The organism is Arthrobacter sp. FW306-2-2C-D06B (assembly GCF_021789175.1).
Lineage (GTDB): Bacteria > Actinomycetota > Actinomycetes > Actinomycetales > Micrococcaceae > Arthrobacter.
Genome location: NZ_CP084560.1, coordinates 2,706,323 through 2,732,089, shown reverse-complemented (window position 1 = coordinate 2,732,089; position 25,767 = coordinate 2,706,323). Strand labels below are relative to the sequence as shown.

The window sequence follows — 25,767 nt, the reverse complement described above, 5'->3', positions numbered from 1 at the left end:
GGTGACCGGCCGACGTCGTATTTTAACCGTCGAAAGGTGCTCAGGACTCCCAGAGGATTTCGTCGTCCACCACGCCGTCCTCATCCGCCGCCACTACCAGGAGTTCGTCGGTGAAGTGCGAGCCCAAGGTGAAGTCCAGGACGAAATAGCGCTCCGGCTGGCCGGGGTAGATCGCTACATGCCCTAGTTTGAGGGCCCTGAGGAAGACGTCCTTGGTGAGCTGCGTCTTGTCGCGGACGCCGAACACCGCCTCCAGTTGCTCTTCCTTGAGCTGGTTGGAGTGGAAGTGGAGGAACTGCTGGGAGTTGGTGCCGTCCTGGTCCAGCTCCTCGGCGATCATGTCCCGGACCTGGTCCACCAACTCGGGGAGGTAGCCCAGGCGATAGTCCACCTTGTGCAATGCCTTCTCGTCGAAGTGGTCATGCGCCGTGACGTTCAGGTCCAGTTCGAGGGGATTTCCGGCGAGCTCGTGCGAAGCCACGTAACAGTGCTCCCGCCCGTGGTTGAGCTCGATCTCCCCAAAATGTTTGCTCGCTACCTTGCTCATGTCTTCAAGATAGTCCCAAACAAGCGGCGTGTTCCAGCATCCTGGAAGATTTCAGGTACGCGGTTTGGGCGTTGACTTTTGAGTCGTTTTGGGCATCGCCGCGGCGCTGTGCGCCCGGACCGTTGCGGTGCTCCCGCGAAGCGTGTCGGCCAGCAATTCCGTGAACAGCTGCACCTGCGCCGTGCGCTTCTCGTTGAGGAGCAGGGCGAACACGTTGCGGGCGAGCCGGATGTCCGGAACGTCGAGAACCACGACGCCGGGCGGCCGGTGCCGCAGCGCGAGTTCCGGAACGAGGGCGGCGCCGAGCCCCGCTGCCGCCATCTCGAGGCTGGCGTGGAAGTCATCGCTGTAGGCCACGACGCGCGGGTGCAGATTGCAACTGGCGAACAGGCGCTCGATCACCACGGCGTCGCTGGTGCCCGGATGGTGCATGATCCAAGGCATGTCCGAGAGTTGCGAGGCCTGCATTTCGGCGTCCTCCCGGATGCCCCACGACGCGGGGAGCACCACCCGGAAGTCGTCGTCGCCGATCCATTGCCGGTCCAAGGTGTGGGGCCATGCGAGCCCGGACTGGCCCACTTGGTACACGAGTGCGAGGTCCAGTTCGCCGCCTGTGCGCAGCCCTTGGATGGTCTGGGAAGGTTCGGCCACCCACACGCGCAGCTCTATGCCCAGCTTCTTCCAGCGCGGATTCCGGAGGATGTCCGGAAGGATGTAGGTTGCCAGGCTCGGGAAGATGCCAAGCCGCAGCTCCTGGACGGGGGAGTCCGTGCTCCGTGAGGCGGCCGCCAGCAGGGTCTCGACGTCGGTGAGCACCTTGGAGGCATGGCGCACCATGGTGAGGGCGGCTTCGGTGGGAACCACGCTGCGTGCGGAACGCTGGAAGAGTTCGACGCCGGTGTCCCGTTCCAGCGCCGCCATCTGTTGGGATACGGCTGAGGCGGTATATCCGAGCCGCCCGGCGGCTGCCGCGAAGGAACCGAGCCTCGTGACTTCAAGCAGCGTCCGCAGGTGGAGAAGGTTGACCATCAGTGATCCTTAGGCTCGGGGCCGGCCGAAAGGCCGTGGAAGCCAGCATAGCTGTGTGAATTCGGTCTCCGCTGGCGCCCGGGCGGCTCCACGAACCGTGTTTGCAGGATGCCGCGACACGCCGGGATCCAAGCGACACGCTGACGAAAAATTGTGGCTAAGTAGTCCACAGGGTGTGGATTACGTCTCCGGATTTGGCGGATTCCCGGACATTTTTACCCCCTTGGCCTGTGGACTACCGGTGCGTAAAATGACATACTTGTAATACATCATCTTGGGGTTCCGCTGAGGCGCTTGCACTACATGTAGTATCGATTTACGGATTGAGCGGGAAACCAGCACAAGACATGAATGCAAGACGTGAATAGATAGTTTGGCCGCCTCGGCGGCCCAGCGGGCCAGCATCGGAGTCGGAACCAGAACCGGCGGGGCCTGCCGAACGAAGAGCAAAGACTTCAACAAAGGGGACAGGAACCATGACTGTTACGGTTTACACGAAGCCGGCCTGTGTTCAGTGCAACGCAACCTACCGTGCACTCGACAAGAAGGGCATCGCCTACCAGAGCGTTGACATCTCCCAGGATGCCGAGGCCCTCGAGCGCCTGAAGGCCCTCGGATACATGCAGGCCCCCGTCGTGGTGACCGAGCAGGACCATTGGTCGGGATTCCGCCCGGACAAGATCGAAGAGCTGGCACTGGCTGCCGCTTCGGTGGCCTAGTCTTCCGTGACTCCGCCACAACAACAAAGTATTCCAATGTAGTCGAGGTGACTCCCATGGCAGCGCTGGCAACAGCACCTGCTCAAGCAATGACTGAAGCTGTCAGCACGCGGAGTCACCTCATCTACTTTTCCTCCACATCTGAGAACACCAAGCGCTTCGTCCAGAAGCTCGGCGTCGACGCGGCACGCATTCCGCTCCATGCCAAGGACGCGCCGCTGCTCGCACTGGAACCCTTTGTCCTCGTGCTGCCCACGTATGGCGGCACGAATGGCGAAGGATCGGTGCCCAAGCAAGTCATCAGGTTTCTGAACAACCCGCAGAACAGGGAACTGATCCGCGGCGTCATCGGAGCAGGAAACACCAACTTCGCGGAAAACTACTGCATGGCGGGAGACATCATCGCCACCAAATGCCGGGTTCCGCTTCTTTATCGATTCGAACTCATGGGGACTCCGGAAGATGTTGACCGGGTCAATCAAGGATTGGAAAAGTTTTGGACACGACTGTCGCAGATACAGAAGTAACCAAGGGCGCTTTGGACACCGCCAAGGTCAAGAAGCCATTGCCGGAGGCCTATAAGGGCCTTGGCTATCATGAGCTCAACGCCATGTTGAACCTCTATGGTCCGAACGGGGAGATCCAGTTCGAAGCCGACCGCGAGGCCGCGCACCAGTACTTCCTGCAGCACGTGAACAACAACACCGTTTTCTTCCACGACTTGGAAGAGAAACTGGACTACCTGGTCAAGAACCAGTACTACGAGCGCGAAACCCTCGATCAGTACACGATGAACTTCATCCGTGAGCTCTTCAACCGCGCTTACAAGAAGAAGTTCCGCTTCGAGACCTTCCTCGGCGCCTTCAAGTTCTACACCTCGTACACGCTCAAGACGTTCGACGGCAAGCGCTTCCTGGAGCGCTACGAAGACCGTGTCTGCATGGTTGCCCTGCACCTTGCCCGCGGCAACGAAGAACTGGCCAGCCGCCTCGTCGACGAAATCATCGACGGCCGCTTCCAGCCCGCCACGCCCACGTTCCTCAACGCCGGCAAGGCCCAGCGAGGCGAGCTGGTCTCCTGCTTCCTGTTGCGCATCGAAGACAACATGGAATCGATCGCCCGCGGCATCAACTCGGCGCTGCAGCTGTCCAAGCGCGGCGGCGGCGTGGCCCTCTCGCTGACCAACATCCGCGAGCACGGCGCCCCGATCAAGCAGATCGAGAACCAGTCCTCCGGCGTCATTCCGGTCATGAAGCTCCTCGAAGACAGCTTCTCCTACGCCAACCAGCTCGGTGCCCGCCAGGGTGCGGGGGCCGTGTACCTGCACGCCCACCACCCGGACATCTACCGCTTCCTGGACACCAAGCGCGAAAACGCCGACGAGAAGATCCGCATCAAGACGCTGTCCCTCGGCGTCGTGGTTCCGGACATCACGTTCGAGCTGGCCAAGAAGAACGAGGACATGTACCTCTTCTCCCCGTACGACGTCGAACGCGTCTACGGCGTGCCGTTCTCCGACATCTCGGTCACCGAGAAGTACTACGAGATGGTGGACGACTCCCGGATCAAGAAGACCAAGATCAGCGCCCGCGAATTCTTCCAGACCCTCGCGGAGATCCAGTTCGAGTCCGGCTACCCGTACATCATGTTCGAGGACACCGTGAACCGGGCCAACCCGATCGCCGGCAAGATCACTATGAGCAACCTGTGCTCGGAGATCCTGCAGGTTTCCACGCCCTCCATCTACAACGAGGACTTGACCTACGAGACGGTCGGCAAGGACATCTCCTGCAACCTTGGTTCGATGAACATCGCCAAGACCATGGATTCCCCGGACTTCGGCCTGTCGATCGAGACGTCCATCCGTGCCCTCAGCGCGGTGTCGGACATGTCCTACATCAACTCGGTGCCGTCCATCGCGCAGGGCAACGCCCAGAGCCACGCCATCGGCCTTGGCCAGATGAACCTGCACGGCTACCTTGCCCGTGAGCACGTCCACTACGGCTCCGAAGAGGGCCTGGACTTCACCAACATCTACTTCTACACGGTGCTGTTCCACGCTCTCCGGGCCTCGAACAAGCTTGCCATCGAGACCGGTCAGCCTTTCGCCGGCTTCGAGAACTCCACGTACGCAAGCGGCGAGTTCTTCAATAAGTACACCGAGCAGGAATGGACCCCGGAGACCGAGCGCGTTAGCGAGCTCTTCGCCGGCATCCACATTCCGACGCAGGACGACTGGCGCGAGCTGAAGGCTTCCGTCATGGAGCACGGCATCTACAACCAGAACCTGCAGGCCGTGCCGCCCACGGGTTCCATCAGCTACATCAACAACTCGACGTCGTCGATCCACCCGGTGGCCGCCAAGATCGAAATCCGCAAGGAAGGCAAGATCGGCCGCGTCTACTACCCGGCTCCGTACCTCGACAACGACAACCTGGAGTACTACCAGGACGCGTACGAGATCGGCTACGAGAAGATCATCGACACCTACGCCGCCGCCACGCAGCACGTGGACCAGGGCCTGTCCCTGACGCTGTTCTTCAAGGACACCGCCACGACGCGTGACATCAACAAGGCGCAGATCTACGCATGGCGCAAGGGCATCAAGACCCTCTACTACATCCGCCTCCGCCAGCTCGCGCTGGAAGGGACCGAAGTTGAGGGTTGCGTTTCCTGCATGCTGTAACCGATAACGGTTGTTTATTTGCGGCAGCCGCCGCGCCTCAAAACTGAAGAGTACGACGCCGGGTGAGCGCCCGGCGTCGTACGCTTACCTTAAAGAACACATACGTTAAGGGGACGAAATGACCGAAAAGGTCAAGCTGCTTAGCCACGTCGAAGCGATCAACTGGAACCGCATCCAGGATGACAAGGACGTGGAGGTCTGGAACCGCCTGGTCAACAACTTCTGGCTGCCGGAGAAGGTGCCGCTGTCCAACGATGTCCAGTCCTGGCACACGCTGACGCCGGACGAGCAGCAGCTCACCATGCGCGTATTCACGGGCCTGACCCTGCTGGACACCATCCAGGGCACGGTCGGCGCTGTTTCGCTGATCCCGGACGCCGTCACCCCGCACGAAGAGGCCGTGTACACCAACATCGCCTTCATGGAGTCGGTGCACGCGAAGTCGTATTCGTCGATTTTCTCGACCCTGTGCTCCACCAAGGAGATCGACGACGCCTTCCGCTGGTCCCTCGAGAACGAGAACCTGCAGAAGAAGGCCCAGATCGTCATGGATTACTACCAAGGCGACGATCCCCTCAAGCGCAAGGTCGCTTCCACGCTGCTGGAATCGTTCTTGTTCTACTCCGGGTTCTACCTTCCGATGTATTGGTCTTCCCGTGCCAAGCTGACGAACACGGCAGACCTCATCCGCCTGATCATCCGTGATGAGGCCGTGCACGGCTACTACATCGGCTACAAGTTCCAGAAGGGCCTTGAAAAGGTCTCCGAGGAGAAGCGTCAGGAAATCAAGGACTACACCTTCGAGCTGCTCTTCGAGCTGTACGAAAACGAAGTCCAGTACACGCACGACCTTTACGACGGCGTCGGCCTGGCCGAAGACGTCAAGAAGTTCCTGCACTACAACGCCAACAAGGCCCTCATGAACCTCGGCTACGAGGCTATGTTCCCGGCCTCCGTCACCGACGTGAACCCGGCCATCCTGTCGGCCCTGTCACCCAATGCTGACGAGAACCACGACTTCTTCTCGGGGTCGGGGTCGTCGTATGTGATCGGCAAGGCCGTCAATACCGAGGATGAGGACTGGGAGTTCTAGCTTTTTGTGAGAAGTCACTTCCATTGGAAGAAACGCATCGTCTAGTTGGAAGTCTTCCAAGTAGCTGCGACAAAGCGGCCCTGCACGGCACATCGTGCAGGGCCGCTTTGTGCGTTGTTGTGGTTGAGACCGGAAGCTAGTCACTGGAAGACCCGAGGGTTGTCCTGCTGTTCAGGCCGTCCTGGGGGAGTTCACGACATGCTTTCCCTGGAGTGCTGAAGCGGGTTGGGTCTCGACCGGGGTGTCGCGGATAAGACCCCATTCGGCCCAGGACCCGTCGTAAACCCGGACCCCCATACGTCCCAGAATTTCGGTAGGGACGTACCACGCGGTGGCCGGGGCGCCCTCCCGGCTCCATTCCGCCGGATGGCCAGAACCGCTCACACTTGACGTGAGCTGCATCATAGTTCTAATCTTCATTTAGTCGTAAATAAAGGAGAATACAATGGTTCGGCCGAGCGGCAACGCTGACGTTACGCGGTCTGCGATCCTGGCATTTCTTGGTACATCCGGAGGCGCTTCCCGGGCTGACCTGGCAAGGGCGCTCGGCGTCTCCCCGGCTCTCATGACCCAGCTCATCAAAGAGCTCATCGCGGATGGCCTCGTGAGGGAGCTGTCAATGTCTCCCTCCAACGGGGGTCGTCCTGCCCGGATGCTGGGCCTGGCCACCGCCGCCGGGCGCGTGGTGGGGATGAAGATCTCGAAAGACCATGTCGCTTTCGTTGAAACGGAACTTAGCGGGCATGTAGTCCGGTCAGACAATAGGGCATACGACGCTTCCTCGATGACTTCGCTTTCGGACGTCGTCTCACTCGTCCATTCATTCGTTGGCGAAGACCGTGTCACCCCCCTCCTGGGAATAGGTGTAGGTGTTCCCGGATCGGTGGACGCGCAAGGTAGTGGTGTTGTTGATTCAAGCCTCCTCGGGTGGCGGCAGGTACCGCTTGGAGCCGTTCTGAGCCGGGAACTGCATGTTCCGGTCCTAGTGGAAAACAATGTCAACGCCCTCGCTGTAGCCGAACGGCTCTATGGATCGGGCCGCGATCATGCCGAGTTTCTGGTTGTGACGATCGGCGAAGGCGTCGGTGCTGGATTCGTTACCGGCGGCGCCGTGGTGCGCGGCAGCAGGGGCGGTGCCGGCGAAATTGGTCACATACCAGCAGTTGCGGATGGCCCTCTTTGCACCTGCGGCAACCACGGATGCATTGAAGCCCTGATCGGGGAAAAGACACTCGTCACGCAGGCGCGGCAATCCGGAATCATTTCGTCGTCTGCCACCATGGCAGACCTGCAAGAGCGCGCAAACGACGGCGACCCCCTCGCGCAAGATATTTTCCGGGAAGCCGGTCAGCCGCTGGGTCGAATCGTCGCTGGTCTCGTGCAGATCCTCGATCCGGAAATTGTCATTGTCAGCGGGGAAGGAACCCGCGCATGGCGCCACTGGGCAGCAGAATTCGAGCGATCTTTCCGGGGTGCCCTGACGGCAGATCGCCGGAGCATTCCCGTGATCGTCGAGTCCTGGGACGACGAGGCCTGGGCGCGCGGAGCAGCCGCGCTCGTCGCGTCTGCACCCTTCTACAGCGAAGAAAGCTCAGGTGAGCAGGGGAGACGGGTTCGTGCCCGGCTCACCCACGTACCGGCGGAGGTCGGAGGATTGTGACCGCTCTACAAGACTCGAGGTCCGGCAATCCCGGACCCACGGCAACTACGAAGCGCTTCCGGGGACCAGGGATTCGGCGCAAAGCCACAGGCCCGCGTCTCAAATACGGGCTGACTGTCGCAGCGTTCCTCATCCCGAGCGCGTTGCCACTCTTGTTCTTCACCATCATTCCCATGTTTTCCGCGTTTTGGATCAGCCTGAACCAATGGAATCTAGTCGGTCCGATGAAATGGGTGGGCCTCGGGAACTACGGCAAGCTCATCGGCGACCCGAGCACGCAGGGAGCCTTCCTGCACACTGTCTACTACATCGTCGGATACCTGCCGCTTGTGTACATCGGCGGGCTGGCAATAGCGCTAGCCCTCAATTCCCGAATACGGGGACGAAGCATGATGCGCGGACTCTACTTCCTCCCAGTGGTGACGAGCTGGATCGTCGTTGCCCTGGTCTGGCGCTGGCTACTGAATCCCAGCACGGGAATCGTCAACTGGCTGCTTGGACTCATCGGCGTGACAGGGCCGGGGTGGTGGACAGATCCGGCATGGTCCATGCCTTCGATCATCGTGGCTTCTGCGTGGAAGGACCTCGGCTTTGTCATGGTGATTCTGCTCGCCGGCCTCCAGGCCATTCCGGAGGACTTGTATGAGGCCGCGACCGTCGACGGCGCTGGCCGGTGGAGGCGGCTGTTCAGCATTACGCTTCCCATGCTTTCCCCCTCGACCTTCTTTGTCATCGTGTTGTCGCTGATCAACGGATTCCAGGTCTTTGACCAGGTCTATGCCATGACCGGAGGCGGCCCCAACAACTCTTCCCAGGTGGTGGTCGAGCAGATTTACGACCTCACGTTCCGCTACGGCCGGGCCGGTGAAGCATCGGCTCTGTCATGGCTGCTGTTCCTTTTCATCCTGGTCATCACTCTGATTCAGGTGCGCGGTCAAAAGAAATGGGTGCACTATGCGTAAGCAGCGTCCCTCGATCACCCTGAACATCCTCGTCCTCGTTGGCGCCCTCATGATGGTCTTCCCATTTCTTTGGGCGTTCGTAACGTCCATCAGCCCCGGCGCAGGCCTCTCCGCGACGCCGCAACTTATCCCGGAGAACCCTTCCCTGTCCGCTTACGCTGAGTTGCTCCAACGGCTCCCGTTCGCCCAGATCGTGCTCAACAGCCTGATCCTCGCCATCCTCACCACGGTGTTCCAGCTTGTCACCAGCTCACTGGCCGCCTATGTCTTTTCAAGGATGCCGTTCAAGGGGCGAAATGCAGTGTTCGCCGTGTATCTGGCCACCATGATGATCCCGATGCAGGTGCTGGTCGTCCCGTTGTTTGTGGAGATGAAAAGCCTGGGCCTTATCGATACCTATCTCGGCGTATTGATGCCGGGGATCGCCAGCGCCTTCGGGGTGTTCCTCCTGCGGCAGGCAATGAATTCTGTGCCGCAGGACCTGGATCAGGCCGCGACATTGGATGGTGCCGGCCACTTCCGGATCTTCGGTCTCATTGTGCTTCCCTTGGTCCGTCCGGCGCTGGCGACTCTGACGGTGTTCGCTTTCCTCAACAGCTGGAACAGCTTCCTTTGGCCGCTGATTATCCTGCGCACTCCCGCAATGAAAACCCTTCCCGTGGCGTTGGCAGGACTGCAAGGCCAGTACACCACCCAGTGGGACATCGTGATGGCCGGATCAGTGGTCAGCGTCCTGCCAATGCTCGCCCTCTATATCTTCACCCAGAAGTACATCATCCAAGGGGTTGCGGGCACCGGACTCAAATAGACCGGATCGGCCAGTTTCCTCACCTATCAATGGAGATACACATGAACAAGAAGCCCCTGGCATCGCTGGGTCTAGCACTCACCGCAATCCTGGCCATGTCCGGCTGTGGAACGGCGGCAAGCTCAAATGTTTCAAGCACCGAAAAAGTAACCATCAAATACTCAAACTTCATCTCGAACGGAGGCAACGAAAAGAACCTGGACACCATCGTTCAGGCCTTCGAAAAGGCCAACCCGAACATCACAGTCCAAGTCACTACCTTGCCCTACAAGGACTACGCCACGGCGCTCCAGACAGACCTGGCCGCCGGGACCCAAGCCGATACTTTCGATATCGAATACGCGAACCTGCGCTCCTACGTGGCCAGTGGGGCTGTCGCTCCCCTCGACGGAGTCGACGGTTCCAAGTACAAGCAGTCCCTCCTGCAGTCCTACCAGTCAGACGGCAAGCAGTACGCGCTGCCCAGTTCCTTCTCCGACGTCGTCCTCTACTACAACAAAGCACTCTTCGACGCTGCCAAGGTCGCCTACCCCACGTCCAGCTGGACATGGGCTGATGAAACGGCCGCAGCAAAGAAAATCACGGACAGCGCCACGGGTGTCTACGGGGACTACCAGAGCGTGAGCTTCTACGAGTTCTACAAAGCACTGGCCCAAACCGGCGGCAAATTCCTCAACGACGACGGCAAATCGGTCGCCTTCAACTCGCCCCAGGGCATTAAAGCTGCCGAATGGCTGGCAGGTAAGAGCGGAACCACCATGCCTACACCCGCGCAAGGCGCCGGAACCCCGGACTTCGACACGAAACTGTTCAAAGACGGCAAACTTGGCATGCTCCACAGCGGCATCTGGGTGGCCAGCAGTTTCGCCGATTCACCCAAGAGCTGGGACATCGCCGTCGAACCCGGAGACACGCAGAAGGCAAGCGCGGAGTTCTCCAACGCCATTGGGGTATCCGCCAACTCCAAGAACAAGGCCGCAGCCCAGAAATGGGCCGAATACATGACCAGCTCAGACGTCATGGCACAGACCCGCATCAGCGCAGCATGGGAACTCCCCGCCACCTCCGATGACTCAGTCCTGAAGCCCTATCTCGCAAAGGACAAGCCGGCAAACCGCAAGGCCATCTTCGATGCCCTTGACAACGTCGCCCTCCCGCCGGTCATCGGCGACAACCAGCAAAAGATGGTCGACATCATCACCAATGCTCTTGGCGAAGTCGAAGCGAAGCGCTCCAGCGCGGCCGATGCCCTGAAGGGCGCCGCGGACCAAATCAACGCTCTGCTGAAATAGCCGGGCATAGCCCGAAGAAGGCCGGTGAGCGGGCCGCGGTAACACCGTGAGCTGCTGGCGGCACGGCGACCCGCTCACCATCTGAAAGAGAAGCCAATGATCGACAAATCAAAGCAAGGTTCAACGGTAATGCGCAGCGGAGATCCGGCGGTTCGCTCGATAGTCCAGGCCGGCATCCGCCTCATCCTGGAACAGCAAACCCCCGGGGGCGCCTACCCGGCAAGCCCGTCGTTTTCCGCTTACGCCGGGTACTGCTGGTTCCGCGACGGCTCATATATCGCTGACGCCGTGTCCGCCGCTGGGCACATCGAATCCGCCGAACGATTCTTCGACTGGTGCTCGAATGCCTTGACTTCCCGTGCGGGAAGGATCCGCCGTATCGTGGCTGAAAGCCTGGCCGGCAGGCCGGTGGCCAGCGAGCAAATGCTGCCCACGCGTTTCACTCTCGACGGGGCCGAAGGAAGCGATGACTGGTGGGATTTCCAGCTCGACGGATACGGCACATGGCTTTGGGCCCTGGCTGAGCATAGCGCCCGCCATGACCGGCCACTCGACCGCTGGACTGATGCCATTGACCTCACCATCGACTATCTTTCTGTCTCCTGGCAACGGCCCTGCTATGACTGGTGGGAAGAGTCGGCCCAGCACGTGCACGTGAGCACTTTGGGTTGCATCGCCTCCGGGTTGTCGAGCATCGCCCAAACCGGGTTGATCGAGGAGTCACTCTCAGAACGGGCCGCCTCGACCGCTCACCAGATCCGCCGGCGAGTCCAAGACGAAGGTGTCCACGACGCCCATCTCACGAAATGGCTGGGAACAGACACGGTAGACGCTAGTCTCGTCTCGCTGATTGCCCCGATGGACTTCCTGGCCCCGCACAGTCCCTTGAGCGCAGGGACCATCGCGGTCATCGAGGAGCAGCTCACCGTCGACAACGGAGTTCACCGGTATCTTGCTGACACCTACTACGGCGGTGGCCAATGGCCGTTGCTTAGTTGCTTCCTCGGCCTGGCCCATGCCGCTTCCGGAAACAGGATCAGAGCCCTTGAGCTCTTGGAATGGGCCGCGTCGACCGCCGCCGCGAACGACGAGCTTCCCGAGCAGGTCGACCATCACCTTCTTGACCCCGATTACCTTCAACCTTGGAACGAGCGCTGGGGTTCCTCGGCAAGTCCGCTGCTGTGGAGCCACGCCATGTTCATCCGTCTCGCCATCGCACTCGGCGTCCCGTACGACACCGCCGATCTGGCTCCGGCTCCAACAGAGAAAGAGAGCGCTAAATGATCCGCCACAAGCCATTCGGTTCCGGCCACCCGTATGTGGACGATACCGATCAGCGCAGCCCGTCCCATCCTGTCGCGGGGGAGCCCGTCACCCTGGGCGTTCGAACCTCCCCGGAACTGACCGAGGTGATCTGCGAACTCGAAGTCACCGGTCGCGACGGCGCTGTCACGAAACTGACCGAGACCCTCGAACGGGTACCGGCGGCATCCCGCGGACAGGTCATCGACGGCGGCCACCTAGCATCCGCCCAAGCCAAACTCGCCCGTTCGGCGAGCGGCTGGCAGGTAACCCTCGCGCCGGCGGAGCCCCAGACAACATACAAATACCGCTTCACGGCGCAGACCCCAAGTGGAGGAACTCAAAAGACGCAGTGGTTCAGCTATAGTGCCGCCACCTGGGCGCCCACCAGCCAGGCTGTTAACGTCATTGGAGCTGACCGCATGATCGCCGACTCCGTTGAGGTACTGCATGACGGTGTCCGGCCTTTGCGTGTTCGTTTCGCACTCCCGTTGGCCTTGAATGAGCGTGTCACCGGCTTTGGAGAACGTTTTGATGCCCTCGACCACCGGGGGTCCAAGCTGGACGCGGTCGTTTTCGAGCAATACAAGAGCCAAGGAGCGAAGCGGAAAACCTACTTGCCGATGCCATTTGCCCATGTAGTAGGCGGGGATGGCTGGGGATTTCACGTCGAAACGTCCCGACGTACGTGGTACGACGTCGGTGCCTCCGACGAACACCGCTTGGTCATTGAAGCCGAAGTCGGCCCCGAACCCCTGAACGGGGACACTCTTCTGAACCTGAGGTTCTTCGAAGGAACTCCGACGGCGGTCCTGAAGTCCTTCCTGTCCGTCGCCGGCAGCGCCAAGGAGCTTCCGGACTGGGTATTCAAGCTTTGGGCGAGCGGAAACGAGTGGAATACCCAGGCGGAAGTCATGCGACAGATGGATCGGCACCGGGACACCGGGATTCCGGTCGGGTCCGTCGTCGTCGAAGCGTGGAGCGACGAGTCTACGTTCACGGCATTCCGCGACGCTGAATACGAGCCGAATCCCGACGGTTCACCGCACCATCTCAGCGACTTCACCTTCCCGGAGCATGGTGCCTGGCCGGATCCGAAGGCTATGGTCGATGACCTTCATGCCCGGGACATCCGCGTGGTTCTGTGGCAGATTCCGCTTATCAAAATGCGACCACACCCACAAGGACAGGCCCGGTTCGACGCGGAAGCCGCGATTCGTGACGGTCGGCTCATCCGTGAGGAGGCCCCGGACGGCAGCCTGCGTCCATACCGTAACCGAGGGTGGTGGTTCCCGCTCAGCCTGATGCCGGACCTGACCGATCCGGAGGCCGCCCGATGGTGGACGGAGAAGCGACGCTATCTCGTCGAAGAAATCGGCATCGACGGATTCAAGACCGACGGCGGAGAACACGCTTGGGGCGAAGAGCTCCAGTACCTGAACGGAATGCGCGGAGACGAAGGAAACAACCTCTTCCCGGTCGTGTACGCCAAGGCCTACGGTGACCTTCTTGAATCCGCAGGCAAGGCCCCCGTCACCTTCAGCCGCGCCGGATTCACCGGTTCCCAGGCACACGGGGCATTCTGGGCCGGGGATGAGAATTCCACATGGGATGCATTCCGTTGGTCCCTGTTTGCCGGACTCTCCGCGTCAGCATGCGGAGTCTTGTACTGGGGTTGGGACTTCGCGGGCTTCTCTGGAGACGTCCCGAGCGCGGAACTATACCTGCGGTCGGCCGCCGCAGCAGTATTCGTGCCCATCATGCAGTATCACTCCGAGTTCAACCACCACCGGATGCCATCGAGGGATCGCACTCCCTGGAACATTCAGGAAAGAACCGGGGATCAGACTGTCATTCCTGTTTTCCGGGAACTCGTAGAGCTGCGCGAACGCCTCATTCCCTACCTGGCTGAGCAAGCGCGGAAGGCTATCGACACCGGAGCCCCCCTCATGCGCCCGCTGTACTTCGACCACGTCAAAGACGAAGAGGTATGGAAGCACCCCTTGCAATGGATGCTCGGTGAGGACCTACTTGTTGTTCCCGTCACCGATGAGGCGGTCCGCACCTGGACGGCGTACCTTCCCGGCGGCAACTGGGTCGACGCCTGGACGGCGGAAAAATACGCCGGCCAGCGAACGGTCGAGGTATCCGCGCCCCTGAACCGTGTTCCTGTCTTCGTCAGGGCGGAAGCCTGGAACGAGATGAAGGACGTTTTCCTTCCGACGGCGTAATCAAGAACTGAACAGGACCAGCTACCCCGAAGGAAATCCTTGGAATACAGAAAACTTGGCCGAAGCGGCATGTATGTCAGCGAGATCGCCTACGGCAACTGGCTAACGCACGGATCGCAAATCGAGGACGACACCGCAGCACAGTGCGTGCATGCTGCGCTCGACGCCGGCATCAGCACCTTCGACACCGCCGATGCGTACGCCGAGACGCGTGCAGAAGCCGCCCTCGGTTGGGCGCTTTCCGGGGTTCGGCGCGAAAGTGTGGAGATCCTCACCAAGGTGTATTTCCCCACTGGGCCCGGAAAGAACGATCGCGGACTCTCTCGGAAGCACATCATGGAGGCGATCCATGGAAGTCTCCGCAGGCTCAAAACCGACTACGTAGACCTGTACCAGGCACACCGCTTCGACTACGAAACACCCCTTGAGGAAACGATGCGGGCTTTTGCTGACATCGTGCGCGCGGGGAAGGCCCACTACATCGGCGTCTCCGAATGGACGGTGGATGAGATTCGGTCAGCCGCGGCTTTGGCAAAAGAACTCAACATCGAGCTGGTCTCCAACCAACCCCAGTACAACATGCTGTGGAGGGTTGTTGAACCAGAAATCATCCCGGCCTGCGAAGAGCTCGGGATAAGCCAGATCGTGTGGTCGCCGCTTGCCCAAGGAGTGTTGACTGGAAAATATTCACCAGGAAAGGGCGCCCCTGCCGGTTCCCGCGCCACCGACCAAAACGGAGGCAAGGACACGATGGCCAGGTGGCTTGGCGATGAGGTTCTCACAACGGTCCAACGCCTTCGGCCCCTGGCAGCAAGCGTGGGGCTTCCGCTAGGAACCCTCGCCCTGGCATGGGTGCTTCAGAACCCGAATGTATCGACTGCCGTCGTCGGGGCCTCGAAGCCAGAACAGATCAAGGAAAACGCAAAGGCCGCCGGGCTGACGCTGGAGGACGCACTCCTGAAGGAGATCGATGAAATCCTCGAACCCGTCATCGAACGTGACCCTCGAAAGGTCGATAGCTGCCACAGCAGGCCTTGAGCACCATAACGGCAGCAGCGATAACAAGCTGGGCCCCCTAAGAGATCAAAGAATCGGACCAACATGCCTGTAAACATGACAAGAGCGGGCCATTTCATTGGCGTCGACATCGGTGGCACCGGCGTCAAGGGCGGGATCGTCAACCTCGAAATGGGCGAAATCCTGGGAAGCTGCGTTCGTCTAGCCACGCCCCGACCAGCGGATCCAGAGTCTGTCGCAGATGTCGTTCGGCAGCTTGTGGACGAACTCACCGCAGGAAGCGAAGCGGGACTTGATTCAACCGTTGGAGTTACCTTTCCGGGCATCGTCCAGCAGGGCACGTCCCGATCTGCGGCAAATATGGACAGGACCTTCATCGATTTCGACATCGGCACCCACTTCTCGATCGCATTCGGCGGCCCGTCGCCGTCCTGAACGACGCCGACGCTGCAGGACTCGCGGAAGCCCGCTACGGCGCCGGCAAGGGAACAAGCGGCACTGTTTTGGTCATTACCTTGGGCACAGGGATCGGATCAGCCCTGATTTTCGACGGAAACGTCGTGCCCAATGTAGAGCTCGGCCACATTTCCATCGATGGCTACGACGCTGAAACCCGAGCATCCGCCGTCGCCCGTGAACGCGACGGATTGGGCTGGCAAGAATACAGCGTTCGCTTGCAACGCTACCTTTCTGAGCTTGAGTTCATGTTCTCGCCCGAACTCATCATTGTTGGCGGAGGCATCTCCCAAAGAACCGATGACTACCTGCCTCTCCTCACGTTGAGGGCTCCAGTCGTCCCGGCGAAGCTCAGAAACGATGCTGGCATCGTAGGGGCCAGCATTCAGGCAGCATCAACCTCGCCTACTCACCGTCCTTTCGGCGAACCATTTCAGTGATCCAGATGGGCGCGAACGGAGAGGTGCAGTTCGGGGGAGTCGGGTAATCCTTGAGCACCCCCAGGCGCTCACCGATGTCGACGGCGCGGACGCGGTGCTCGGCGTGTTCGATCCCGATCTGGGCCAGGCAGTGGTTCATGGCCCATTGCAGGCGGTCCGGGGCGTCTTTCATCTCCGCCTCAATGACATCGAGCAATCCTGCGAGGTTCAGGCCCTCGGGATTCTTGGCCGCGCGTTCAGTGGTCAGTGCCCAGCCGGCACTCGCGACCACTGGATCCGGATCGGCGAACCAGGCAAGGCGCAGGTCCTCGCAGTGCGGGTTCTTCTTCACCACGTAGTTCACGAGCCAGTCGTGAACCTTCGGAGTGCGCGCCTGCCGCAACATGGCGTCCAGCTCGTCGTGCTCGAACGCCTTCGGACGGCAGATCAGGATCGCCAGCAGTCTCGCTGACGTGTCACCCGTCGCCCAGAGCTGGTGTGCGAGTTCCTGCTGCGTCTTCAACCGCTTCGCGAGCGCGCGCAGTTTGCCGAGGTTAACACCGTGATCGTCGCCGTGTTTCTCATTCACCTCGCGGGCTCTAGGATCCTCGAGCGCGGCCAGCTCTGCGACTATCTCGTGCACGGTCGTCTCGGTCACCATAGCCTCCTGTTGATCACTTGTGGGGTCGAGCCTACTAGCAGGCGCGCCTGTGCTGCGCCGTTTACGAGGGCGTTCAGGGGCGGGGCCTGTGTCCCTTTTCCGAGGTTCTGTCGATCAGGTGCCGTGGAACGCGCCGCATTCCGGGAAGGGGTCGTTCACGGGCACCGGCCAGTCCGGTGCGTCGGCGTCCTTGTCGTCGTCGTCGGGCCATGGGTGCGCGGCTGTGAAGGCGTACCAGTCCGGGAAGGGATCCGGGGGCAGTTCCGGTTCGGGATTCCCGGGCAGGTCTTGGTCCGGTGGGGTGCCTGCGTCCGTGTCCGTGATCGGTATGTGGTGTGGCCAGTGGGGTGGTTCCCAGTCCTGGTGTTCGCTGGGGTAGTGCCGGTGGGATGGTGATGTCCACCCGGGTGGGTGGTTTTTGCTGGCCGGGGTGGGGGTCCATGCGGTGCGGTGTTTGAGGCGGTGGTGTTTGGGGCAGGGCTGGGCCAGGTTGGTGATGCCGGTGGTGCCGCCGTCGGCCCAGGCCAGGAGGTGGTCTGCGTCGTTGTCCAGGGAGTGGTTGTTGCAGCCGGGGAAGGGGCATTTGCCGTCGCGGAGCCGCAGCCATTGGCGCATGGCTTTGGTGAGGCGGTAGCTGGTGCGTCCGATTTCCAGCGGGGCGCCGTCGCGGGGGTCGGTCAGGACGCGGTGGAAGGAATCGGCGCCGTCGGCGATGAGGCGCCGGGCCATGGAGGGCGGGATCGGGCCGTATCCGTCGAGCATGGCCGGTTCCTCGGTGGCGCCGATGAGGGACAGGACCGGGACGGTGACTAGGACCTGCGCCCTGGGGGACGGAACACGCCCCGCCCGGTCCGGTTCCACGCCGCCGTCGGGCACAACGCCCGGCACACCGCCGTCGGGGGTTGCACCGCCGGTGTTGGTGAGGAGCCAGGTGGCGGTGAGGTCGGCGCGGAGCTGGGCGAGGGTCCGGGTCTCGGCGGGGCCTTGGAGGGCGCGGGCGGCGGCGGTGGTGCGGTCCCAGATCCCTGCTGCGGTGTCGGCGGGGAGGTGGGCGGAGAGCCAGGCCATGCCGTCGCGGTCCGGGAGGTATTCGACCCTCCGGTCCGCGGATTTGGCGGTGTGGCGTTCTTCGATGCTGACGGGGTGGTGGCGTTCGCGCCAGGTGCGTGCTGTGGCCCGGAACCGGGAGGGGACGAGGTCTCCGGCCGGGCAGCCGCGGGCGGGGTTGGGTGCGTCGGGGTCCAGGAAGTGCGCTTCCAGGGCCGCTGCTGCGGCGGGGTCCAGGCCGTCGGTTTCCTCGATGATGATCCGGGCGTGCTGCCAGGAGATCGTCCCGGACTGCAGGGCGGCCAGGGTCAGGGGCAGGCCCGTGGTCAGGGACCGGGATGCGGCCAGGAGGGCGCCGGCGGTGCGTTCGCTGACGGTCAGGATGCAGGCGACCTCGGCGATGAGGGAGAGCTCGTGGGCGGTGGCTTCCTGCGGTGAGGCGGCCGGTGGCGTCAGGGCCCTGGCCGCCCGGGCGTAGTCCGCTGCGAGTTTCGCTTTCAGCGCGGCGGTCCGGGCTTCCAGCCGGGCGATTTCGGCGAGGCCGTCCAGGCAACCATCCGCCAGAGCCCGCAGCGGATCGGAGTCATGGAGCGGATGGGTGTTTTCGGAGGAACCAGCGCCGCCGGCGAGGCCGGTCAGCGCGGCAACGGACGCGGCAACGGCCGCCACGGCCGCCCTGCTGTCGGCACCGTTGTCCACGGCCCAGGCTGTCCTTCCATCCATACCCACAGCATCGCAGGAGGCGCCGACAATTTAATCTTGGCGCCGCTGGGCGCCGCTGGGCGCCGCTGGGCGCCGCTTGGCGCCGCTGGGCGCGTTCGCGAGGCGGACACCCTTGACTAACTAGTTTCCTGCGCTCGGGAACGAACCGTCCGCCTGAATCTCCGGAAAAGGAACGTTAATCCCGGACGCGCCACACGTGAAGATCCGCTCGGGGTAGACGCTGCTTTTGCGAAGCGGAGGTAGAGCGAAGGAACAATGAACAAATTGAGCAGTGTGGACGTGACGAGCCCGCCCAGAATGACCACGGCCATAGGGTGTTCGATTTCATGGCCCGGGATATTGCCCATGACTACCAAGGGCACGAGGGCAAGTCCGGTAGCCAAGGTGGTCATGAGGATCGGGGAAAGCCGTTCCGCAGCTCCGCGCATCACGAGCGCGCGGCCGAAGGCTTCGTCCTCGTTCCTTTCCAGATGCTGGCAGTGGCTGATGAGCAGGATTCCGTTGCGGGCTGCGATGCCCATGACCGTGAGGAACCCGACGAGTGAGCCAAGCGAGAGTACCCCGCCGGTGACGTAGGCGGCGAACACTCCGCCGACCAGGGCTATCGGGAGCGTCAGCAGCGCGAGTAGGGCCAGCCGCCAGCTTCGGAACGATGCCTGCATGAACAGGAAAATCAGGGCAAGGGCCGCTGTGGCGAAGATCGTCAGGCGTTCGGTGGCCGCCTGGCGTTCCGTGTACTCACCCAGGAGTTGGACACTGTAACCAGGCGGCAGGTTCATCTCTTCGAGGCGATCCTGCAGCGTGCGGACAACTGTCCCGAGGTCAGCCCCCTGATCGATGAAGGAACCGACCTCAACGCGGCGGGATCCGTTCGTACGGTCAATGAGGTTGGGTGTCGCTTGCACACTGACAGCGGCGACGTCGGCCAGCCGGACGCGCTGTCCGCCGGGGGTGTCGATCGGCAGGTCTTCGATGCTGGTGACGCTGGCGCGGGTCTCCGGTGTGCTCCAGACTTGGACGTCATAGGCACGTCCGTCCCGGAAGACGTCGCCTACCTCTTCCCCGGCCACGAGTGTCGCGGCTGCCCGCCTGACGTCGCCGGGTTTCAGCCCGTACTTTTGCGCCGCGGCAAGATCCACCTTGACCGTGATCTGCGGCACCTCGACTTCCAGGGAAACATGGGGCTCATTGGTGCCTTGGATGTGGTCAAGAATGGACTTGATCTTCTGGGCCTGATCCCGAAGCACGTTGAGGTCATCCCCGTAGACCCGGACCAGGATTGGTTCGCTGGAGCCGGTCAGGACCTCTTCGATTCTTTCTTTCAGGTAGGTCTGGACGTCGCGGTGCAGCCCCGGATAGCCGTCGACAACCTCCTGGACAGCTGCCACCGTCTTCTCGTAGTCAGCGTGGCGGTCGATGCTGATCCAGTTTTCCCCGGCGTTGACGCCGACGATCTCGTCTGCGGTGAACGCCTGGCCGATGTGTGTTCCGCAGTTCAGGACTCCGGGCACCTTGAGGAGCTCCTCACAGCCCCTTTGGGAGATGCGGTATTCCTCGGCGGCCGAGGTGCCGGGCTCTGAAACCCAGTGCATCAGGAAGTCCCGTTCCTTGAAGGTGGGGAACAAAGACTGGCCCAGGAGGGGAGCGATCACCAGACCCGCCAGCGCGACGGCGCCGAAACCGGCATAGCCGTAGCGCGGCCGGTTCATGGTCCGGGACAAGGCGGCATGATATCCGCGTTTGAGCACCCGGACCAAGGGAGGATCGCGTTGCTCCAGGTTCGCCGTGCCGAGCAGAATCAGGGCCAGCGCCGGTGTCACTGTGAGCGCGACCAGCATCGAGGCGAGGACCGCCAAGGTATATGAGACAGCCAGCGGCCGGAAAAAGACGCCGGTCAGTCCGTCCAGGAAGAAAATGGGAACGGCCGCGACGACGATGATCAAGGTCGCGTAGACAATGGGACTCCGCATTTCCAAGGAGGCCCTGAGCACCACCGAGGCCGTTGGTTCCTCGCTGCCTAGAGCCCGATGTTGCCTGAGCCGGCGCATGATGTTTTCGACGTCGATGATCGCGTCGTCGACGACGACACCCACGGCGATAACCAGACCCGCCAGGACCATGGTGTTGATGGAGCTCGCTGTGTAGTACAGCACGAGCGCCGCCGTCAGGAGGGAGAGCGGAATGGCCACAAGACTGATCAGCGCTGTGCGCCACTGGAAGAGGAAGGCGCCGAGGATCATGACGACGAGCAGGCAGCCCAGGAGCAGCGCGAGGCTGAGGTTGGAAATCGCCTCTTCGATGAAGCTCGCCGGACGGAAGATGGTGGTGTCGAAGGTGATTCCACTCAACCCTGGCTGGAGCTGGCGGAGGGCGTCCTCAACTCCCTTCGTCACATCGAGGGTGTTTCCCCAGGGGAGCTTCTCGACGATGAGCATGAGCCCGTGCCCGTTGTTGATGACCGCGTCACCGATGAGCGGCTGGTGGTCCTCCACGACTTTGGCCACGTCGCCCAAGTGAAGCGCGACGCCGTCCTTTTCCCTGATGGTGACCTGTGCCAGGTCCGCGGGGCTGGAGACCGCCTGGACATGCTGGACGCCCATTCTTTGGTTCGGACTATCAATGAAGCCTCCCGTGCCGATGAACCTGCCGGGGGAATACTTCAGCAGTCCGGCGTCCACGGCTCCGGCGGTGACTTCCATGACCTGGTTGAGCGAAACGTTTTCAGCCTTGAGCCGGTCAGGCTGCACCTGGACCTGCAGCATCTGGAGCCGTTCACCCCAGATGGCGACGTTGGCGACCCCGGGCACCCGGAGCAACCGGGCCCGGATCGTCCAGTAGGAGAGCATGGACATCTCGATGAGGGACCGGTTGGAGGAGGTCATGCCGATCTTCATCACGCGGCTCGTCGACGACAACGGCTGAAGCATGACCGGCGGAGCCGCCCAGGTGGGCAGGGCGGAGGTCACTGCCGCCATCCGTTCAGAGACCACCTGACGGGCGTTCAGCAGATCTGTGCCCTGCTTGAAGACGAGCACGATCGAAGACAGCTGGGGCACGGACTTGGAGCGCAGCTCATCCAGCCCGGGCATGCCGCTCAGGGATGCCTCGATCGGGACGCTGACCAGCTCTTCCACTTCCTGGGCGGTCAGACCCAGGCAGGCCGTCTGGATTTCCACGCGCGGGGGCGCGAATTCCGGAAAGACATCGATGGACGCTGAGCTCAACTGTACGGAGCCCAACAGCATCACCGCGCAGGCCAGCGCAACAACCACCGTCCTGAATTTGAGGCTGATGCCTATGATCCAACGCATCTCAGTGGGCCGTATCGAATTCCTCGCCGAACAGTTCCTCGGCCCCCAGCGTGACCACGGCCGTGCCGATCGGCGGACCGTCCCTCAGCAATGCGGCTTCGCCGGCGATTCGCTCGACAGTTACCGCCTGGCGGACATACACACGGAGCTCCGGATTGGTGTAGACCCAGGTCCTGCCTTGGCTGTCGTACAGGATCGCTCCGTACGGGACGGTCAGCTTCCCCTGCGGACCCGATGCCGCCATCCCGGTCTTCAGCCCAAGACGTTCGACGGCGTGTTCCGTCAGGGTGATGCGGTGCAGGTCCGTCCCCGGGACTTCTTCCAGGGTGGCGGGGGTGTCTGCGGCAGGCACGGCATCGGCTTGCGGCTGGGAACAGGCCGGCAGCGACAGCGTCAGGAACGCGGCCACCACCAGGGCGACCAGGACATTGGTGATGTGGCCCCGTCGGGAAGCTAACTTTTTCATGGTGCGTCCTGGCTCTGTGCCTGGAGCAGCGAATCGTTCCGGGGTGCGGTCCTGGGCGCCCGTCCCCGTCCGAATCGAAGCAACATCGCGGGCAAGACAAATAGCAGGAAAAGAGTCGTGGTGAGCATCCCGCCCCAGATGATGACGGCGAGCGGTTGGACGATTTCCTTTCCGACCACGCCACCGATGAGCACGAGCGGCAGCAGGGAAAGAGCCGTCATCAGGGCCGACATCAGCACGGGCATCAACCGATTCCGGGCGCTTCGGATCACGAGCGCGGGTCCATAGGCCGCGCTGTCGTCGGACCCCGGGCTTCGGGCGTTCCGTATCAGCAGAATGGAACCACGCACGGCGATGCCCAGGACGGCAGAGAAAGCAGGAAGCGAGATCAAGGAGTTGATTCCGCCCGTCATTTGGACGGCGAGCACCCCGCCCGAAAGTGCCGCAATCAGGCCCACGAACACGGTCGCACCTAGCCGCCAGCTCCCGAGCGCCGTCTGGAGAAGCACCAGGATTCCGGCCGCAGCGACCGCCGCCAGCAGCCACAGCCACCGGGCGCTATTCTGCTGCTCTGCGTACTGGGTGAGGATTTCCGCATGGTAGGAGAGCGGGAACTGCAGCTGCTGGAGGCCCTTCTCGATGTCCTGCTGCACGTCGTCGAGCGCGCGCCCCTGAATTTCAGCCGTCACATCGATCCTGCGCGAGGTGTCATCGTGCAGGATGACCGCCTCGTTCCCGACCATGTTGACCTGGGCAACGTCGCCGAGGCGTACATGCCCGCCGCCGGGGGTGTCGATCAGCAGCTCGCGGACGCTGGTAAGGCTGTTCCTGGTGGACGGCGTTCCTTTGACGATCACCGAGAAGACTTTTTGTTGCTGGTAGATGTTGCCGACTTCAATCCCCTGCAGCAGGGCAGCGGCCGCGCGCCTGACGTCGCCGGGGATGACACCCGCCTTCTGGGCCGCCGCCAGGTCAACCTGGACCTCCACGATTGGCTGTTGGGCAGGCGCGTCGACATGGAGATTGACGACGCCGCTGGTCCGGGCCAGTATCCGCCGCACTTCCTCTGCCTTCTGGCGGAGCGTGGCCATATCCAGGCCGTAAACCCGGACGGTGAATCCGGGGTCGGCGGCCTGATGAATTTGGTCGATCTTCTGCTGCGGGTACGTGGATACTTTGCTGGTCAACCCGGGGTACCCACTTACCACTTGCTGGACGGCCGCCGCCGTATCGCGGTAGGAGGCCTCGGCGGAAACTGTCACCCAGAGCTCTCCGGCGCTGATGTCACCCACCTGGTCCGAGGTGATGGCCCGCCCGACGTGTCCACCTACATTGGCCACACCCGGAAGTCCGCGGAGCTCTTGGGCGGCTGCATCACTGATCCGGCTCATTTCCTGGTCTGATGTGCCGGCGATCGCGCTCCACTGCACCACGAGGGTCCTGTCCGGCAGGACGGGCACCGTCGGCTGGCCGGTGGCCAGCTGGGGCGCGAGTGCAAGTCCGGCGAGGGCGATGACCGCGGCGCCGGCGAATACCCACCGGCCCTTTCCGGCTAACCGGGACAGCGCACGGCCGTATCGACTGTGGACCCGGCCCAGGGTGCGGCCATATCCGCTGTGGACCCGGCTCAGGGTGCGTCCTTCCCTTGCGGTGGTCCGGCTGACGGGCAGGACGAAGACCAGCGCGGCGGTGACAGTCAGCGCCACGATCATCGCGACAGCCAGGGTGAGCAGGTAGGAAACGAGCAGCGGGCCGAAGAGCGCTCCGTCCTCACCCTGGACAAAGAACACGGGTAGCACAGACAACGCCATGATCAGCAGGGAGTAGAGAATCGGCGTTCGAACTGCCCGCAGGGACCCGGTCACCAAGGTGCCGCTCGATTCCCCGACGCCGGATCCGACGCCGGTCCTGCCAGCGCGGCCAGCGCGGGCTGCGCCATTGAGGTCTTCGGCGACGTCTCCGACGATGACGGCCAAGGCCAGGATCATGCCCGCCAGGACCATGATGTTCATCCCGGTGCCCCTCAGATACAGCACCGAGGCCGCCGCCGTCAGTGAGACCGGAATCGTGACCAGGATGATGACCGCAGCGCGCCAGGAACGGAACAACCCGCCAAACATCGTGACTATCAGCAGCAGCGAGACAAGCAGTGCGACACCAAGCGTGCCGACCTCTTCCTGGATGAACGCCGCCTGTCGATAGACGGTGGTATCGATCGTGACTCCTGACAACCCTGGCTGGAGGGCATGGAGCGCATCATCGATGCCCCGGGTCACGTCCATCGTGTTCGTCCCCGGGAACTTCTCGATGACGAGGAGCAATTCGGCGTCCTTGCCGGAAAGGGCATCCCCGATCAGCGGCTGGTGATCCATCACGACGTGGGCGACATCGCCTAGCACCAGCTTTCCGGCCGGCCCCTCCAGGCTGATTTGGCCCAGATCCTCAGGCGTGGTGATCGGCAGGACGTGCTGAACTCCGAGCCGCTGGTGGCCGGTCTCCAGAAAGCCGCCGGTGCCGGGTGTGGACGCCTCAAGGTAACTCAAGGGCGACACCCACACGGCGTTGCCGGTGGTAGTGATGACCTCGTCCAGCGTCACGCCCTTGGCTTCAAGTTCGCCAGGATCGACCAGGACCTGCAGTTGCTGGTCGCGGAGGCCCCAAATAGCCACGTTCGCGACGCCGGGCACCGCCAGAAGACCGGGCTTCATGGTCCAGCGGGCCAGAACAGACATGTCAATGGCCGACATCTCTTTCGAGGTCAGCCGAATCATCATGACCCGGCTCGTCGATGAGAGCGGCTGCATCAGGACGGGCGCGGCAGACACGTTCGGCAACGCTCGTGCCTGGGTCAGACGCTCAGACACCAGCTGGCGGGCCCGAAAAAGGTCGGTCCCCGGCTTGAATACCATCTGGATCGATGACAGGCCAGGGACGGATCTGGAATGAATGGCTTCCACCCACGCCACACCGTTCAACAGGTCTGCCTCCATGGGGGAAGTGATCAGCTGTTCAACTTCCGCGGCGGAGAGCCCCAGGGCCTCAGTCTGGATTTCAACCTGTGGAGGGGCGAATTCCGGGAAGGCATCCACTGCCGTGCCCGGCAGGCTCGTGAAGCCGAAACCCAGGATCCCCACTGCCAATGCAAGGACCAGAAACCGGAACTGGAGTACCAACTTGAGGATCGTGCCCATCACGGCAGCTCACCCGGTTCTTGGGGTGTGACGGTAGAGAAGCCGTAGGGGGGAGGAGACACTCCAGAATCGATGTCCGATGAGTGCCTGATGAAAGCGTTAGATCCCCGGTACCTGTCCACCACGCCGCTCCCTGGAACAGTGCCA

Annotated in this window: 18 protein-coding genes and 1 pseudogene; 12 read left to right on the top strand and 7 right to left on the bottom strand. The window is 62.2% G+C overall.

What is annotated here, in order from left to right; genetic code table 11:
• Positions 1-40: 40 nt before the first annotated feature.
• Both LFT47_RS12725 and LFT47_RS12720 read right to left on the bottom strand, forming a co-directional pair.
• On the bottom strand, positions 41-547 hold the full coding sequence (locus LFT47_RS12725; protein WP_236811282.1) for a DUF2004 domain-containing protein: 507 nt from the start codon (positions 545-547) through the stop codon (positions 41-43).
• Between the two features lie 51 nt (positions 548-598).
• Positions 599-1,576, bottom strand: a complete 978-nt coding sequence (locus LFT47_RS12720) for a LysR family transcriptional regulator (protein ID WP_236811280.1) — start codon at positions 1,574-1,576, stop codon at positions 599-601.
• Positions 1,577-2,052: 476 nt separating this feature from the next.
• On the opposite strand from LFT47_RS12720, the gene nrdH reads away from it, so the two are divergent.
• From nrdH to ppgK, 12 genes and pseudogenes are all read left to right on the top strand, one after another.
• The gene (gene nrdH, locus LFT47_RS12715) at positions 2,053-2,295 is read left to right on the top strand and encodes a glutaredoxin-like protein NrdH (protein ID WP_028267421.1); all 243 of its coding nucleotides are present in this window, start codon (positions 2,053-2,055) and stop codon (positions 2,293-2,295) included.
• A 56-nt stretch (positions 2,296-2,351) separates the two neighbouring features.
• The gene (gene nrdI, locus LFT47_RS12710; RefSeq protein WP_442863393.1) at positions 2,352-2,822 is read left to right on the top strand and encodes a class Ib ribonucleoside-diphosphate reductase assembly flavoprotein NrdI; all 471 of its coding nucleotides are present in this window, start codon (positions 2,352-2,354) and stop codon (positions 2,820-2,822) included.
• Positions 2,823-2,860: 38 nt separating this feature from the next.
• Complete coding sequence (gene nrdE, locus LFT47_RS12705) at positions 2,861-4,981, top strand: class 1b ribonucleoside-diphosphate reductase subunit alpha (RefSeq protein WP_236818548.1); 2,121 nt, start codon at positions 2,861-2,863, stop codon at positions 4,979-4,981.
• A 118-nt stretch (positions 4,982-5,099) separates the two neighbouring features.
• Positions 5,100-6,074 carry a class 1b ribonucleoside-diphosphate reductase subunit beta gene (nrdF, locus tag LFT47_RS12700; RefSeq protein WP_236811273.1) on the top strand — a complete coding sequence of 325 codons (975 nt, stop codon included), beginning with the start codon at positions 5,100-5,102 and terminating at the stop codon, positions 6,072-6,074.
• Between the two features lie 445 nt (positions 6,075-6,519).
• Complete coding sequence (locus LFT47_RS12695; RefSeq protein WP_236811272.1) at positions 6,520-7,734, top strand: ROK family transcriptional regulator; 1,215 nt, start codon at positions 6,520-6,522, stop codon at positions 7,732-7,734.
• The gene (locus tag LFT47_RS12690; RefSeq protein ID WP_236811271.1) at positions 7,731-8,696 is read left to right on the top strand and encodes a carbohydrate ABC transporter permease; all 966 of its coding nucleotides are present in this window, start codon (positions 7,731-7,733) and stop codon (positions 8,694-8,696) included. Before LFT47_RS12695 ends, LFT47_RS12690 begins: the two co-directional genes overlap by 4 nt.
• Positions 8,689-9,504: a carbohydrate ABC transporter permease gene (locus LFT47_RS12685; RefSeq protein ID WP_236811265.1), complete on the top strand. Its 816-nt coding sequence runs from the start codon at positions 8,689-8,691 to the stop codon at positions 9,502-9,504. Before LFT47_RS12690 ends, LFT47_RS12685 begins: the two co-directional genes overlap by 8 nt.
• A gap of 41 nt (positions 9,505-9,545) precedes the next feature.
• Positions 9,546-10,796, top strand: a complete 1,251-nt coding sequence (locus tag LFT47_RS12680) for an ABC transporter substrate-binding protein (RefSeq protein WP_236811264.1) — start codon at positions 9,546-9,548, stop codon at positions 10,794-10,796.
• Between the two features lie 96 nt (positions 10,797-10,892).
• Entirely contained in the window at positions 10,893-12,080 is a 1,188-nt protein-coding gene (locus tag LFT47_RS12675) for a glycoside hydrolase family 15 protein (protein ID WP_236811262.1), read from the top strand.
• A complete protein-coding gene (locus tag LFT47_RS12670; RefSeq protein ID WP_236811260.1) occupies positions 12,077-14,329 on the top strand; it encodes a glycoside hydrolase family 31 protein in 2,253 nt (750 codons plus the stop codon). The genes LFT47_RS12675 and LFT47_RS12670 overlap by 4 nt, the downstream gene beginning before the upstream one ends.
• Before the next feature lie 39 nt (positions 14,330-14,368).
• Positions 14,369-15,367 carry an aldo/keto reductase family protein gene (locus LFT47_RS12665; RefSeq protein WP_236811258.1) on the top strand — a complete coding sequence of 333 codons (999 nt, stop codon included), beginning with the start codon at positions 14,369-14,371 and terminating at the stop codon, positions 15,365-15,367.
• A 63-nt stretch (positions 15,368-15,430) separates the two neighbouring features.
• Positions 15,431-16,242 (top strand): annotated as a pseudogene (gene ppgK, locus LFT47_RS12660) (polyphosphate--glucose phosphotransferase).
• Here ppgK and LFT47_RS12655 read toward each other — a convergent pair.
• From LFT47_RS12655 to LFT47_RS12635, 5 genes are all read right to left on the bottom strand, one after another.
• Positions 16,208-16,882 carry a DNA alkylation repair protein gene (locus tag LFT47_RS12655; RefSeq protein ID WP_236811257.1) on the bottom strand — a complete coding sequence of 225 codons (675 nt, stop codon included), beginning with the start codon at positions 16,880-16,882 and terminating at the stop codon, positions 16,208-16,210. The pseudogene ppgK and the gene LFT47_RS12655 overlap by 35 nt on opposite strands.
• A gap of 114 nt (positions 16,883-16,996) precedes the next feature.
• Positions 16,997-18,652 carry an HNH endonuclease signature motif containing protein gene (locus tag LFT47_RS12650; protein ID WP_236811255.1) on the bottom strand — a complete coding sequence of 552 codons (1,656 nt, stop codon included), beginning with the start codon at positions 18,650-18,652 and terminating at the stop codon, positions 16,997-16,999.
• Positions 18,653-18,768: 116 nt separating this feature from the next.
• Positions 18,769-21,963 carry an efflux RND transporter permease subunit gene (locus LFT47_RS12645; RefSeq protein WP_236811253.1) on the bottom strand — a complete coding sequence of 1,065 codons (3,195 nt, stop codon included), beginning with the start codon at positions 21,961-21,963 and terminating at the stop codon, positions 18,769-18,771.
• 1 nt (position 21,964) lies between these two features.
• Positions 21,965-22,429, bottom strand: a complete 465-nt coding sequence (locus LFT47_RS12640; protein WP_236811251.1) for a hypothetical protein — start codon at positions 22,427-22,429, stop codon at positions 21,965-21,967.
• Complete coding sequence (locus tag LFT47_RS12635; protein WP_236811250.1) at positions 22,426-25,620, bottom strand: efflux RND transporter permease subunit; 3,195 nt, start codon at positions 25,618-25,620, stop codon at positions 22,426-22,428. Before LFT47_RS12635 ends, LFT47_RS12640 begins: the two co-directional genes overlap by 4 nt.
• Positions 25,621-25,767: the final 147 nt, after the last annotated feature.

Bases quoted from the DNA above. Each gene is read 5' to 3' on its own strand.
- LFT47_RS12725 (WP_236811282.1), bottom strand. From the start codon at position 547: ATGAGCAAGGTAGCGAGCAAACATTTTGGGGAGATCGAGCTCAACCAC.
- LFT47_RS12720 (WP_236811280.1), bottom strand. From the start codon at position 1,576: ATGGTCAACCTTCTCCACCTGCGGACGCTGCTTGAAGTCACGAGGCTC.
- nrdH (WP_028267421.1), top strand. From the start codon at position 2,053: ATGACTGTTACGGTTTACACGAAGCCGGCCTGTGTTCAGTGCAACGCA.
- nrdI (WP_442863393.1), top strand. From the start codon at position 2,352: ATGGCAGCGCTGGCAACAGCACCTGCTCAAGCAATGACTGAAGCTGTC.
- nrdF (WP_236811273.1), top strand. From the start codon at position 5,100: ATGACCGAAAAGGTCAAGCTGCTTAGCCACGTCGAAGCGATCAACTGG.
- LFT47_RS12695 (WP_236811272.1), top strand. From the start codon at position 6,520: ATGGTTCGGCCGAGCGGCAACGCTGACGTTACGCGGTCTGCGATCCTG.
- LFT47_RS12685 (WP_236811265.1), top strand. From the start codon at position 8,689: ATGCGTAAGCAGCGTCCCTCGATCACCCTGAACATCCTCGTCCTCGTT.
- LFT47_RS12680 (WP_236811264.1), top strand. From the start codon at position 9,546: ATGAACAAGAAGCCCCTGGCATCGCTGGGTCTAGCACTCACCGCAATC.
- LFT47_RS12675 (WP_236811262.1), top strand. From the start codon at position 10,893: ATGATCGACAAATCAAAGCAAGGTTCAACGGTAATGCGCAGCGGAGAT.
- LFT47_RS12670 (WP_236811260.1), top strand. From the start codon at position 12,077: ATGATCCGCCACAAGCCATTCGGTTCCGGCCACCCGTATGTGGACGAT.
- LFT47_RS12655 (WP_236811257.1), bottom strand. From the start codon at position 16,882: ATGGTGACCGAGACGACCGTGCACGAGATAGTCGCAGAGCTGGCCGCG.
- LFT47_RS12650 (WP_236811255.1), bottom strand. From the start codon at position 18,652: ATGGATGGAAGGACAGCCTGGGCCGTGGACAACGGTGCCGACAGCAGG.
- LFT47_RS12645 (WP_236811253.1), bottom strand. From the start codon at position 21,963: ATGCGTTGGATCATAGGCATCAGCCTCAAATTCAGGACGGTGGTTGTT.
- LFT47_RS12640 (WP_236811251.1), bottom strand. From the start codon at position 22,429: ATGAAAAAGTTAGCTTCCCGACGGGGCCACATCACCAATGTCCTGGTC.
- LFT47_RS12635 (WP_236811250.1), bottom strand. From the start codon at position 25,620: ATGGGCACGATCCTCAAGTTGGTACTCCAGTTCCGGTTTCTGGTCCTT.